Origin of the sequence: Thalassotalea sp. LPB0316 (assembly GCF_014898095.1) — a bacterium.
GTDB lineage: Bacteria > Pseudomonadota > Gammaproteobacteria > Enterobacterales > Alteromonadaceae > Thalassotalea_G.
Map to the genome: position 1 here is coordinate 927219 of NZ_CP062946.1, position 14296 is coordinate 941514.

The following is a 14296-nucleotide window of genomic DNA, read 5'->3' on the forward strand; positions in this document are numbered from 1 at the left end:
AATCGTTTGTTATTAAATTTTCGAGTAAAATGCGCTGTTACCTTTACATTTTGTATGCAATCAATTCTAATATTCAGCTAGGAAATGTAAGTATCACGCATAGGAAGACAGTTCTCAGATGGCTAGCCCCAAGTTTAGAGATGTATCTACAGGTAGTAAGTCTTTAGTTTTATTAGAATTACTCATTTTTGCCGGTGCACTAGTTAGCTCTATTTATATAAATGACAAGCTAAATTTTGTTACACACAAAGATGTGCCGACTAACGTAATTATTATATATGCGCTCGTTTTTTCGCTCATTGTGCAATTATCTTCTCTAGCGCTGGGTTTGTATAACTCTAAACTTAGAGAAAGTTTTCGTGGGGTTTTGCGACGAGTCTTAGTGTCGGTCGCCATTGGTTTCTTTATCGTCACTATTATCAACCCATTTTATGGAGATAACTCACTGCCTGTCGAAGTGCTAGCAATAGCGTCTTTTGTTAGCTTTATCGCTGTGGGAATTTTGCGCGCTTTTACCTTTAAAGTTGACTTTTTTGGCTTTAATAAGCGAAAAGTACTGGTACTTGGCTCAGGTGAGCGAGCGTCAATTATCGAAAAGCGTATGCGCCGCGATGTTGACCGACAAGGCTTTAATATCCACGGCTTTATTATTATGAATGGCGATATTGAAGATGGTATTCGTCATGAGACCAAAATTCTCTTAGAAGACTCTTTGGTGTCTTATGCTCTTGAACATGAAATTGACGAAATTGTCGTGGCCAATGATGAACGTCGAAACAATCTGCCGGTTGATGAACTCTTTGCCTGTAAAATACGCGGCGTGGAAATTACCGAAATTTTAGATTTTATTGAACGTGAAACAGGCCAAATAGCGGTTAATTTAATCTATCCTAGTTGGGTCATATACTCCAATGGCTTTGCTTCAACGAATTACTTGCGCAATACGCTCGATTGGATTTTTAACGCAAGTATGGCTTTTTTCTTATTCATCTTTGTCTGGCCGATCATGCTAATCACGGCCATTTTAATCAAGTTAGACGAAGGCATGAAGGCGCCGATTTTTTACCTCCAAGAACGTGTGGGGTTAGATGGACAGGCGTTTAACATTATAAAGTTTAGAAGTATGCGGGTTGATGCGGAAAAACACGGCGCGCAAATGGCCAGTGAAAATGACGATCGGACAACTAAAATTGGTAAATTCATTCGCAAATATCGGATTGATGAGTTACCGCAAATTTATAATGTAATGCGTGGCGATATGGGGTTTGTTGGCCCTCGCCCAGAGCGACCAGAATTCGTGCAAGGCTTAATTAAGAATATCCCATATTACAATGAGCGTCACAATGTTAAGCCGGGGTTAACAGGTTGGGCACAACTCAAGTACCCGTATGGCTCTACAGAAGAAGATTCATTAGAAAAGTTAAAATACGATCTTTACTACATAAAGCACCGCAGTTTTTTACTCGATTTGCTGATTCTGATTCGCACAGTCGAAATTGTATTATTTGGTAAGGGACGATAATCCTCACTGGTTGTAATTAAGACAGGAAGTATCCATTGAAAGTTTGTATTGTAGGTGCTGGTCAAATCGCTGAAGCACATATTGAAGAAATTCAGAAAATCAAGGGCGCGGAAGTCGTCGCACTTTGTGATTTAAGAAGAACACCAACTTGGGCGTTGGCAGAGAAATATAACATCAAAAGCACTTATACAGCTTTGGAAGAAATGCTTGAGAACGAGGAGCTTGATGTTGTGCACATTACAACTCCGCCCGGTTCTCACTTTTTTATTGCTCAAAAGTCGCTTGAAGCTAATTGTCACGTATATATTGAAAAACCACTAACGTTAACGGCACAAGAAACCAAAGAGTTGTTGGTGCTTGCACAGCAGAAAGACTTAATGGTGTGCCCAGGAACACATCGATTGCGCTCTCATGAAACCTTATCTACTTTTGATATTGTCAATAATAAAGAGCACTTTGGTGAGATGGTTCATATCGATGCGGTCTTTGGATATAACCTCGAAGGGCCATTTGGTAAAATGGTCATTTCAAACCCAGATCATTGGATAGCTAAACTACCTGGACAAATTTTCCAAAATAATATTTCTCACCCGATTGCGATGATTGCCCCATATTTGAGTGATGATTTAGACATATCAGCGATTGCTTTTGATAAAAGTAATAATGGCATTATTAATGATGAATTAAGGGTGCAAATATTTGATAAGAAAAATAAGATTACCGCATCGGTTAACTTTATTTCAGGCGCACGTCCTGTGCAGTTTTTAGTGCGTTATTTTGGTAGCCAAAGCACGGTCAATCTGAATTTAACAGAGCACTTTTTACTCGAAGATAAAAGTCAATCATTGCCAGGTGGTTTGGGGCTGAGTTTAAATGTTCGCACAAAAGCAAAATCATTAGCCAAGCAGTTTAGAACAAATTTTATGGCGTTTTGGACGGGCAAAGAAACGTTCTTTTCCGATATGCGTCGACTAATTGATGATTTCTATCAAGCGATCGAAACCAAGGGTAAACCACCAGTACCTTATGACGAGCTGCAGCGCACTTCAGATATTATTGATGCAATTAACGCCCAAATTACCGCTCCGGGAGATAAATAATGAGTATTTTAGTCACTGGAGCAAATGGCTTTTTAGGTAGTGAAACAGTAAAGGCAATGCTTGGCCAAGGGCAAACAGGCATTCGTTGTTTAGTTCGTGAGGGTAGCTCAACCAATGGCCTAGAATCACTTGATGTTGAGATAATGCGCGGTAGTTTGAACGACCAAGGCGTTGTTGCTAATGCACTATCAGGCGTTGATACCGTTGTTCACATTGCAGCCTCTAAGTCGGGCAGCCCAATGGGCATGTTCAACGAAACTGTCGTTTCAACTGAAATTTTATTAGATGAAATGGAGCGATTAGGTACTAAACGCCTTGTTTTTATCAGTTCATTTTCACTATATGGAACCTCACTGTGTAGCAAGGGCTCTGTTGTTGATGAAAACACCCCTGTAGAGCCTCATCCAGAGTGGCGCGATCCATATTCTTGGGTCAAGTATTATCAAGAAATGCTGTGTGTGGAGCGCTGTAATGCGCTAGGTATTGAGCTTGTTATTCATCGCCCAGGTGTAATCTACAGTGATGAAAAAGATATGTTTTCTCCTCGGGTTGGTTTTGCATTACCGGGCATGCCATTTTTCCTAATTGTTGGTGGCAGCGCAAAAGTGCCTTTCGTACATGTCAAAAATTGTGCCTTGGCCGTCGCTTTATCTGTAGATAACCCTGATGCAACGGGTGAAGTTTTCAACCTAGTTGACGAAACGCCAAAGCAAACTGAAGCGATTAAACTTTACGAGCGTCATTTTCCTAAAATTAAGAACAAAATTAAAATACCGCTAAGCCTCTATTTATTTGGTGGCAGAATAGCGGAGTGGATCCACAAAAAATCAGGTGGAAATTTTCCAAACATTTTTAGCCCGTATCGAGCTAAAACAATGTATACGCCATTTGAATTTAGTAATGAAAAAATCAAGAACATACTAGGCTGGAAACCAGTCATAAGCTTAGAGCAGGTGCTGAGTTCTAAAGATTAAGGACGTATTTTGACAACGCTACTTGCCATAGTTTTTACCTTTTTAGTTTTTATCAGGCCGCAAGATTGGTATGAACCATTGATGACTGTGCCTGTTGTGATGATAGCAGGCCTGTTTGGTGGTTTTTTTGCATTGTTTCAACCAAATGTAATTAAAAACAAACATTTATTATTACTGTTTGTTTTTTGTTGTATCGGGTTTATTTCAGAGCTTTTAAATTTTTGGTTAAGTGGTGCCATAGCTGACTTTCTCAAATTACTAACGACAGTATTGCTCCCTTTCCTGATCATGTTTGGCCTAGCTCAGAAACTCAGTACTAAGGAAATGGTGTTCTATACGGTTATCGTGGCTGCCATGCTAGCTGTATTCAATGGCCAAGGGCAACTAGCGGATCCTAATGGATTAGGCTGGGCGAACAACCCTATTTTGAATCAGCATGGTGAGCTGAGAATTCGTTACGTTGGTATTTTTAATGATCCTAATGACACAGGTTTATTGCTAGTTATGGCAATACCCTTGTTGTTTTATTTTTATCAATGTGGCGGCGCAGCGAAAAAGTTTCTTGCGTTATGTGCTATTTGCTATTTGGTGTACGGTATCGGCCTGACAAATTCTCGGGGCGCTATATTGACACTTATCTCGATGATTGGTTTTTATATGTGGCGCAGATACGGAAAGATTGTTGCCTATATGGGAGTGGCTGCAATTGTCCCTGTGTTGTTATTACTTAACACAGGTGGTCGAGGATTCAGCGCCAGTGAGGAGTCAGCGTATTCGCGGTTAGATGCTTGGTATGCCGGCAGTGTGATGCTCAAAAGTAGTCCGATTTTTGGTGTTGGCTTAGGTAACTTTTTGGAGCATCATCACCTGACAGCCCATAGTACTTATGTATTGTGCTGGAGCGAGTTAGGGATAACGGGCTTTATTGTTTGGTTTACTTTTCTATTCTCTATTTTATTTATGCTCTATAAGGTTGGCTATAACGATAGCCTAGAGCTCCGTGAGGAATTCAAAGACGATAAGCAGATTGTCGAGCAGTTTACCCGTTATCAAATTATGTCTCGGACCATGCTTTATAGCTTATTAGGCTTTTCTGTAGCGGTGGTCTTTTTGAGTCGATTGACATTTGTCCCGCTGTATATCGTTTGTGCGATTTCTTTAGGGACAATTTTTTGGCTAAATCAACATAGCAATTATCAAATAGCGCTAGATAAAAAGATGTTTACCAACCTTGCGATCATGTCATTTTGTGTGTTGATAGGTATTAATATTGGTTTCAGGCTACTAATCTAGCGCACTCTAATCGTTAGCTAGCTCTCTTTAAATGTTTTGGTGGGAGCTAGCCTGACTGTTTTGTATTTAAGGTATCAAGGTTACACAAGTGACTTTTGAGTGTTACCTTGAGTACCTTTTAACACCCCATTGCACGTAATTACCTATCGCATTAGGCAGTTTCTTAGCTAATTGGTTAAGTAAGCTACAAACTGCATTGTCAAACCCCTTAGCAATAAATAATACATTTAGGTAGGTCGCTGCGAATATCAACCCGCCAAATATCGCGCCTAAAAAGCCATCTATTATCATATCTACGGCTAACATAGGAATCGCACTTAACAATGAAATAAAAACGATTTTAGCAGTGATCGATGCTTTGATCATTTTGTAGCCAGCTTTTTTAGCTAGCTGGGTATAGATGATAAATAAAAGCGAAATAATAGAAACATAGGTCGCAAGTGCGCCATAGAGGCCATATTGCGGTACAAGCGCTAAACTTAGGGCAAATGCTACAGCAAATAAGAAAATGTGGGTTTTGGCCATGCTCTGCTGTTTGTCACTGCTAATGAGTGTAAGGTTTGCCCCTTGAGCCATAGTGTGAATAACTTTCGCAAGCGCTAAAATTTGTAGTGGTAGCACCGCAGGTAAATACCTTTCGCCAAACAATAATAAAATGATTTCATCGGCATAGTTAACGACTGGTATCGCTATCAGTAATGATAGGATCAGCAGGTAACGTTCCGCTTGACCCACTTGGCTTTCTACTTTGCCGGCTTGAACCGCTTCGGTAATTTTGGGTAGGAGTATTTCTTGGTAAATTCCAGGTACAAGTGTTGTTGCTGCCGTTGCGAGAATGAAGGCGATATTAAAAAATCCGGCTTCTGATAGCAAATCATTGCGCTCTAACACGAACACTTGGCTTTGTTTAAAGATAAGCGCACCTAAAAACACAATAATAGTTGATGATATTAGTTGGGTGGCGAGACGTGATTTGTGCTCATCAATAAATACTTGATTGGCTAGCGGTTTTGGTAAGTGGTGATTAAAAATACGAGTACTTAAGCCATATATTAACGAAGTTAAACAAAAGACAATGACGAAGTTAATTAAACTAGGCGCAATATAAGCACATATTAAAACCGCGATAATGTTAAACGGATTAGCGATTAAGCTAGTTTTGGCAATAATATCAAAGCGCTTTAATCCTTTAAACGCGGATACGCGAAACATATAGTCCGCTTTGATGATAATACAAATAATTAAAACAGCACTGAGAAACAGTGGAATGGTGTCAGCGACTAAACCGAAAAAGACTAAGCCAAATAAGACTATGCTCACTATAGCAACGCGTTGGAGTTGAACGTTGCGAAAATACGCCATAACCGCTGGCAGTTTGGTAGCGTCTTTAAAATTAAATTCAGCAATAAATTTTGTAATATTGATAGTTACGCCAGCATTAATCGCTATGGTTCCTATCGCAGCCAGCCAAATAATCGTTGAATAAAGGCCGTAATCTTCTGTTGATAAACTACGAGCTATCGTCATCGAAATAATTAAGCTGAGAAAATACTCGCTGTATAAGTTAATCGCTGCCATTGCAGCTTGAAGTGATGTTCTCATCTATTTACTCTACTGGTACTGCTGGATGTATTTCGCAGCACATGAACTCATTGAAAAGCCATTTTGGTATAGTGTTAATGATTTTGATGCAAAGCGTTTATATTGCGATTGATCGGTCATTAAATTCTCGATTTGCTCAGCGAGTTTTTCACTATCTGAAAATGGATAAAGCAGACCATTTTCGCCATCGTGAACAAGCTCCGGATTACCACCCACATGTGAAGCTATAACCGGTGTCGAGCTAGCTAGCGCTTCGAGTATTGCCAGTGACAGTCCTTCGGTTTCTGACGTCACCACTAATGCATCGGTCGCTTGATAAATTACCTCTCTGTTGGTAACAAAACCGTGAAAGTGGCAGGGTATTCCAGGGATTAACTCATCAGCTAATTGTTGATTGTGGCTCATCAAATCGCCAGTGCCATAGAAGTTGATCGATACTTTATCTTGTAACGACTTAGGTAGTTTTGCTACTGCTTCTATCAGCACATGTTGGGCTTTTAATGGCACAAAACGGCCAACATGACTCAATCTAAATCTATTACTCTCGCTTTTTATATTCGACATAGGCAGCACGCCATTTAAAATAGTGCAAGTTTGCAACTCAAAGCTTGGATAGGTTTTTAAGTACTTATCTCTGGCATTATCAGAAACAAAAATCATTCTGTGCAGCATCTGCTTGGCAAGCGTGTATGTCATGCGCCATTTCAATGTGCTATGGACAAGCTCATTGTGGCGAGTGTAGATCAGTGTTTTGTTTAGGCCTATACACGCAATTAATGATCTTAATAAGGCGTGGGAGGTGTGAATGTGAATGATATCGAATTGCTTGAAGATTTGTCTCAGCGATTTTAAACCAACGGCATGGAAGAGCTCAAAACCAGATGATGAAACGGTTGAAACAAGCGGGTCAGCTTCATTTCCCATGGATAGAATGCCAATCTGACATTGATGTTCACTTTGTTGAGCCGTTGCTAAATCAATCACAAATCGCTCTGCGCCGCCGACTTGCAAACTACTCACTACGTGCAATATTTTCATTTAGTCCTACTTGTGAACAGGGGGTTATAGCTAAGTGTAATCAGCTTGTTAATATATCAAAATCAACTGACACTGTAAGCGAAAATCAAGATTTAATCTGTGCTATGTGTTCAAGGTGTTGGTGCAACAGTTGCCAGTTGATAAAAAACCATACTAGCTCGTAATCCTTTGTTATTTCGAGCCGTCTGACAGCCTGGCCATCAAACAACTTTGCCTCATGGTACACCGCTTCGACAAGTTCTTTTAAAGGTTCTTCAAGCCAGCGTATCATTGGTACTGGAAAGCCATATTTCTTTTGATAGATAGTCTCTCTTGGAAAATACTGGCAAGCGAGTTCTCTTAATACCGGTTTAACATGGCTTTCGCCAAAAAAATTAGTATCAGATAGCTCACTTGAAATCTTAATTACTTCAGTATCAAAAAACGGCGATATAACCGCTTTGTTAAATAGCGAGGCAATATACTCCATTTCTTCAAAGTGCTTTTGAACATCACTGGCAATGATCATTTTCTGTGCACTAAACCTCAAGTTGCTTGTAATAGCTTCCGGCTCTTTGAGTATGGCATGTACTTCAAGGTCATCGGTATTTAAATACTCAGCGATAATCTGCTTTGAGCTTGCCGAATATTGAATTTCGGTCAGCTGGCTAAAGATATCAAGGATACGCTTGCTTTTAATACTTTTTAATAACTTGGCTTTTTCAGGCTTAATGAGTCGAAGAAGACTTAATGCAAAATTGGGCATGTTTTTTAATCGACTATGCCATTTGCTATGAATGGTCAGTCGTTTCATGCCATTTGAGCCAAATAAGGTGTCAGCCGCCTCGCCATATACCACCGCTTGAGCATCGTTAGGTACTGCTCGCATCATCGCCATCAATGCCAATGAACTGTAATGGCGCAGTGGTTCGCGTTTTATTTCAATCAGCTGCTTGAGATCAGCTATTAAATCAGACTCTTTAATTGATACTAATATAGGCTCGATATTAAGTACTTGAGCAAAGTGCTTTGCTGTTGCTAGCTCGGGGTTTTCGCCAAACTCAAAGACAGGGGTAATCACATATATTTTCTTGAATGTTTTTTGCGATAAAGCAGCCAGAATGGAAGAATCTACCCCACCACTCAAAAATACCGCAACGCATGAATATTCTAAACTTGCTTTATCCAGTGAGCCTTGCAGTGCGGCTTGGGTTTTCTCGACGAGTAATTGGCGAGCATCATTGCGATAATTCGGTCTTGGCAATTCAAAATAAGCTTGCTGATTTATTGAGAGTTTATTTAAAGTCGCCACACTAGCATAGCGCAGCTTGTCAATGCTTTGGTGTAAGGTACGTTGTTGTGTAATCCAACGATACTTAAAACACTCGCGCTCACTTAGCGTATTAAAAGCTTTGTTGTCGATAGGTTGGAGCTGCTGTGCTGTTGAGATCAACAATGTGTTATCTTGGCGTTGCCAATACCAGGTTTTAGCGCCAAATCTATCATTGGCAAAATACACGTTTGACGATTCGATAAGGCAAAAACTGAAGTGGCCGTCTGTTTGGTGTAATGGCTTATAATTACCCGCTTTTAACGCTTGTGTGATATCACTATGCGATATACCTATCGGTTTGCCATCCCAGATGAGCAGTGCATCACCTTCGAGCTTTGTGTAATTAATGCAGAGCTTGTCTAGTGCTGTGATTATATCGCTGGTATTACCTTCAACATCTATTTGAGATTGTTTGGTTGTAACTGATATTAGCTGATTGTCTTGATTGAATGAAAGCGCAAAAGATGTCATCTAACCCTCAGTTTCTTGAATAAATTGCTCAATATTGCCTTACTTTGAGCGCTAGTCATATGCCACCATGGCGCAGGATCACGAAATGCAAAGTAAATAAAGTAGTGTGGCTTTAGCATGTTTTTTATATATGTTGTCAGTATTTGAACAATGCTTTGCCCATCTTTACGGCGAGAATAAATATCCTCAAACAGGCTAACAAACATAATGTTGTTGCGTTGTGGTTGCTCTTCAAAAGGAAGACCTGTTGCGACGCAGTAAGTGGCATAAACGTTATTTTTGCCACATCGGGTATCAAAATAATTGCACAGCCCTAATCTCGGGTTAACCTCAATGTAAAAATAGCGTTTTCTCGCGTTGCAATATTTGAATTCAAACATTGCTGGGCCACGGTAATTTAGTGCTTTACCCACTTTTTTAACTTGCGCGATAATGTCTGTATTTTCTTGGCTAACTGCATAGCTAGTTACCCCAAAATGTGGTGGCGCAAGTTGTAGCCGTTGAAAAGTGAAGCGATTAATCAAGTTTCCTTCCATGTCGAAAGTGCAATTACACACCCAAAGATTACTGTCTTCGCCCTCGATAATTTCCTGAGCAATACAATAATCGAGCACATCACTAAATTGCTGATAAAAGACTATTACTTGTTCTTGTGTGTAAAGCTGTAGATTTTTTCTACCTAGTTTATTTAACTCGTTTGATCTGGGTTTAATGATGATAGGCAAGGTAAGTTGTGTTAATAGCTCATTGGCGTGAGTAGGTAGTTGCGTCACTGATTTAGGTAAATTGGCGTAGTTTGCTATTAAATTAACTTCTTCGCGCTTGTCGATCAGCTTAGAAGAAAGGTCGTCAGCAGGTAAAACCACTTTAGCATGGTTTGGCAACATGTGCTGATGGCGAACTAGCACATCGACATACCAATCCGAGCAAGGAATAATGACAAAATCTTCCATTTGCCATTGAGCTATTAAATGAATCAGTTCTTGCTCGTGATCACTAGAACTTAAGCAAGTACTTCTGCGTATTAACCTTGAAGCTAATACGGGATCATGTTGACGATTTGCAATAACATCAACAACAACGCCTTCTAATGCAAGGCTGCGAATCGCACCTAAGCCATTAGGTCCTGTGGCTAAAACCAATGCAGACGGCTTATAGTCCAATGTCATAGCGTAGCTCTTTTACTGAAGACGTAGCAACGCTATAGCGATATAGCTTATATCGACAATGCGTAAACTGGTTAATCCCCGGCTCGTTACTGAAGCCAATTTTGTAGTTGCAATTCTTTACGATTTCGACTGAGGTATCATTAAAACAATAGTGCCGTCCGACAGGGTAAGCAATTGTCTCTATTGTGGTATTTAGCCTTTCTTCTATTAACGTTTTAGAGCGCTCGATTTCTTCTCTCTGGCCTGCTTCGTTGAGCTGCGCAAGAATGAAGTGATTCAATGTGTGTGAGCCAATGGTCATACCGTTATCGTGCATCTCTTTGGCCATTGTCCAATTTAAGAACAAGTTAGGATGCTGCTGGTTTAATAAATCATTAGCAGAGGGAAAGCGTTGTTTAATATCGGCCAACATTTCGGAAGTACTAAAGGCTTTGCTTTGCTTTATGTAAAACATTATTTGCCTAATAGTGCGATCTATATCGTGATTGGCTAGCTTAAATAGTTTGTCGGTACCTGGTACCTGATATTTTTTGCCGATAGCATGACGCAGAATAAAGGCAACCTGATCCCACCAGGGAATCGTGTTACTATCAACAAAATTAGTCGTGAGGAAGAAAGTTGCGTTAATTTGGTGCTTTTTGAGGATTGGAAATGCGTCAGTATAATTATCGATATAGCCATCGTCGAAGGTAATAAGTGCATAACGTTTATCGAAAGACTGATTCTTTTCGTATAACTCAGCCAACTCTTTAGTTGTTATAAGCGTAAAATTATTCTTTATATCAACTACTTGTTTTTCGAATGAGGCGGCATCGCAAGAGAAAATTGCTCGGTCAAATAATGTCTTTTGCGACTCACCAATTCTGTGGTAGTTGAAGATATAAACGCCGGGCTCAAGATTGCGCCAGCGTTTTTCAATTAACCCAAATACATCGGCTAGAACAAAGAATAGTTTTTTTGCTTTTGCCTTTAAGCTCATACTGACTCAGGTGTTAGTGGTTTAAAAGTGGGTTTTGCAAAGTAAAAATCTCGGTACTGATTTGGATTTCCCGATTTACCAGCTTCAGCAGCTTTAGCAATATTGTACATTTCACGAGCAGAAACATAATGTAAAACGTAGTTTGTACCGTCATTATATTTTTCTTCTAAATAGCTGTGCATGTCATGTCTAGGTTGCCCAAGCAAGGTATCCATATCTTCTTCTTGTGTACCGTGTGTATGTACTTTGATGAATATCCATTCTGGTCGGCCTTTGACGTGGATATGGCTTTTTACCCAGTGATCAATACGACTTTTAATTGGCGGTACTTTTTTGCGGACATCAGCATTTTCTATGTGAGGAATACCTTTAGCGTTACGCCATTTATAGTTAATACCAATTGGCCCTTGAATGAGCATTAGTTCGCCTTGTTGAGGCTTACCAACCTCAACTTCTACCCCTTTATCGTGCGACTTACATTGGCCATCTTTACCGGTTGCATAATAAATACTGTTAACTGTAGATGTTTGCGTGTCACTTGGTGATGACGGTAACGTCATGTCAACGTAGCAGCCAGTATCTGCTAACGCTTTTATTTCGTTGTCGATGCCACAATACATACCATCAGCACGAGAGTTATCAAGTGCCCAGTTGCCATGAATAAATGCATATTTGATTTCACCGGTATGCGGGTCAACAGGCAAAGCACCGTGTTTGTGATGTAAAGTGTGAGCAAAATCGGTTATCGTTTTGATAAAGTTTTCTTTGGTATCGTCGTGATGATGCAAGTGGATTTCGATTTCACCAAAGCCTTCATGACACATAGCTGATAACTTGGCTAAATGTTCATAGCGATATTCTTCTTCAGGGTAGAAAAAGGAATGTTGTGGCATAACACCGTCAGCATCTTGGTGTTGCTTCGCCATTTCTCGGTAATCTTTACACCAACGATCAACACGTGCACGCTCAACTTCAATATCATCGTTGCGCCACTGAGGCTCGTAGTGATCTACGAAACAAAATAAGACGTGTTTGGTTTCTTTTACATTAGGACGCTTTAAAATGCTAATTATGTATGGCAAGAGCCAGTTTTCCATGTGTTTGAGCTTTAGTACGCGATAAAAAGCAACACTGATAATTGCGACAACAATAATCGACACAAGCATTATGAGTTTTCTCCTGTTCGGGCTGTTCGTTTCCAGCCGCCTGATGAATTACCTTGACAAAATTTGATGAATCCTTGGCCTAATGCCACATTCATCGAGACAAAAAAGCTAATAATTTTAACTAACTTGTGTACTTCTTTATTTTTCTTCGCTTGCTTTTGCCCCCAAACGGCTAATACATAAAAAATGATTTGGCAATAAAACAGCGCTTGAAATATTGGTTGCTCTATCAAAGCAAGGTTGGTTAAAAACAAGATTAATAAAAGGTGAGGTCCAAACCAACGGATAACTTTATGTGACCAATAACACCAAGACAATGTGCCTTGAAGTGGTGAAAGTGCCCATAAATTTGCAAAGAATGCTTTGTAATTCCCCGTACCAATTCGAACGCGACGCCCATATTCTTCGCTTAACGAAGGTGCGACTTCTTCTCTAGCGATAGCTTGGTCATTATAGACGACATCAAAGCCTTGTTTTTTAACGTTCATTACAATGCAAAAATCGTCGACGATTGTATCGGCAGGTAGCTCTTGATAGAGCTCTCTTTTAATCGCGTATATTGCGCCATTGGCACCTAACAAGGAGCCAAGTGAAGACTCTGATTTCTTTAAGAATTGTTCATATTTCCAGTAAAAGCCATCTAAGTTCTGATTGCCATCATCAGTTTCCAAATGCAATTCTCCACAGACTGCACCAACATTTCCAGTGATGCTTTGGGCTAACACGGTTATGGCATTTGATTCAAAGTGGGTATTGGCATCGGTAAACACTAAAAGGTCGGCAGTTGCTTTACTTACTAAATCATTCAATACAGAAATTTTTCCGCGATTCACTTCAAAATTGTAAGCTTGTATTCTTGGATCATCAAAGCTCTCGATAATCTCGCCGGTTTTGTCTTGACTACCGTCTGATGCAACTAAAACCCTTAAACTTCCTTGATAATCTTGTGCAAGTAGGTTTTCTAACCTTTCTTTGATACAACTCTCTTCGTTATATGCGGCGACAATTACCTCTACGCTTGGCAATGGTGCTTTTGTTTCTAGGCTAAGTTTTTGCTCTTTTGCTATCAACTTTAAGATCAAAGGATAGATAAAATATGAATATACAAGCAATGAGAGGGTAACAATAAAAGCAATTACCATTTAACTATCCTTTTTAATAATTCTAGCGGGTATCCCGACGACAGTAACATTGTCTGGAACGTCTTTTACAACGACGGCGTTAGCACCAATATTGACATTGTTACCTACCTTAATTCCGCCAATGATTTTTGCTCCTGCACCAATGAATATATTATCACCTAGTGTTGGTGATTTACCTTTTTCATCACCGATGACAACGCTACTCTCTAGGGTAATATTTTTACCCCCAACAACTTTTGAATTAATAACAACACCAATTGGGTGCGCTAGCACAAAGCCATCATCAAACTTACTGTTAACACCGATTACGCAACCGTGTAGTAATTTATTGAGCCATTGACTTAAAAAAGCGAGTGGAAATAATATTTTAAATCTTGAGAAGAAGGATGCCAAACGATACAAAACGTTTGCTAAAGTGCCATCTGTAAGGAACACTTTTAACATCGAAGCATTAGCTCCGTCGTTATTATATATCTCCTGTTTTCGGCTTAAATCTTTAGTTATTTTCATTAGCGTATGGTTTATGTT

The 14296-nt window shown here is 39.7% G+C and carries 12 protein-coding genes; 4 read left to right on the forward strand and 8 right to left on the reverse strand.

Annotated elements, in window-relative coordinates; translation table 11 throughout:
* Window positions 1–118 precede the first annotated feature (118 nt).
* Genes LP316_RS04115 through LP316_RS04130 form a run of 4 tightly spaced genes read left to right on the forward strand, consistent with a single transcriptional unit; the run spans window position 119 to window position 4889 of the window.
* Complete coding sequence (locus LP316_RS04115) at window positions 119–1522, forward strand: TIGR03013 family XrtA/PEP-CTERM system glycosyltransferase (RefSeq protein ID WP_193022813.1); 1404 nt, start codon at window positions 119–121, stop codon at window positions 1520–1522.
* Window positions 1523–1557: 35 nt separating this feature from the next.
* Window positions 1558–2622 carry a Gfo/Idh/MocA family protein gene (locus LP316_RS04120; RefSeq protein WP_193022814.1) on the forward strand — a complete coding sequence of 355 codons (1065 nt, stop codon included), beginning with the start codon at window positions 1558–1560 and terminating at the stop codon, window positions 2620–2622.
* Window positions 2622–3596 (forward strand): NAD-dependent epimerase/dehydratase family protein, encoded by a 975-nt coding sequence (locus tag LP316_RS04125; RefSeq protein ID WP_193022815.1) that lies wholly within the window; start codon window positions 2622–2624, stop codon window positions 3594–3596. Before LP316_RS04120 ends, LP316_RS04125 begins: the two co-directional genes overlap by 1 nt.
* Window positions 3597–3605: 9 nt before the next feature.
* Window positions 3606–4889 (forward strand): O-antigen ligase family protein, encoded by a 1284-nt coding sequence (locus LP316_RS04130; RefSeq protein ID WP_193022816.1) that lies wholly within the window; start codon window positions 3606–3608, stop codon window positions 4887–4889.
* A gap of 102 nt (window positions 4890–4991) precedes the next feature.
* Here the strand turns inward: LP316_RS04130 and LP316_RS04135 are convergent, their stop codons facing one another.
* The 8 genes from LP316_RS04135 to LP316_RS16105 form a co-directional block, all read right to left on the reverse strand.
* On the reverse strand, window positions 4992–6491 hold the full coding sequence (locus tag LP316_RS04135) for a polysaccharide biosynthesis C-terminal domain-containing protein (protein WP_193022817.1): 1500 nt from the start codon (window positions 6489–6491) through the stop codon (window positions 4992–4994).
* Window positions 6492–6500: 9 nt separating this feature from the next.
* A complete protein-coding gene (locus LP316_RS04140; RefSeq protein ID WP_193022818.1) occupies window positions 6501–7529 on the reverse strand; it encodes a glycosyltransferase family 4 protein in 1029 nt (342 codons plus the stop codon).
* An 85-nt stretch (window positions 7530–7614) separates the two neighbouring features.
* Entirely contained in the window at window positions 7615–9312 is a 1698-nt protein-coding gene (locus LP316_RS04145) for an asparagine synthetase B family protein (protein WP_193022819.1), read from the reverse strand.
* Complete coding sequence (locus LP316_RS04150) at window positions 9309–10481, reverse strand: hypothetical protein (protein ID WP_193022820.1); 1173 nt, start codon at window positions 10479–10481, stop codon at window positions 9309–9311. Before LP316_RS04150 ends, LP316_RS04145 begins: the two co-directional genes overlap by 4 nt.
* Entirely contained in the window at window positions 10465–11460 is a 996-nt protein-coding gene (locus LP316_RS04155; protein ID WP_193022821.1) for a polysaccharide deacetylase family protein, read from the reverse strand. Before LP316_RS04155 ends, LP316_RS04150 begins: the two co-directional genes overlap by 17 nt.
* The gene (locus LP316_RS04160) at window positions 11457–12626 is read right to left on the reverse strand and encodes a hypothetical protein (RefSeq protein ID WP_226960799.1); all 1170 of its coding nucleotides are present in this window, start codon (window positions 12624–12626) and stop codon (window positions 11457–11459) included. The genes LP316_RS04155 and LP316_RS04160 overlap by 4 nt, the downstream gene beginning before the upstream one ends.
* A complete protein-coding gene (locus LP316_RS04165) occupies window positions 12626–13768 on the reverse strand; it encodes a glycosyltransferase family 2 protein (RefSeq protein WP_193022822.1) in 1143 nt (380 codons plus the stop codon). The genes LP316_RS04160 and LP316_RS04165 overlap by 1 nt, the downstream gene beginning before the upstream one ends.
* Window positions 13769–14278: a serine O-acetyltransferase gene (locus tag LP316_RS16105; RefSeq protein WP_193022823.1), complete on the reverse strand. Its 510-nt coding sequence runs from the start codon at window positions 14276–14278 to the stop codon at window positions 13769–13771.
* Window positions 14279–14296 lie beyond the last annotated feature (18 nt).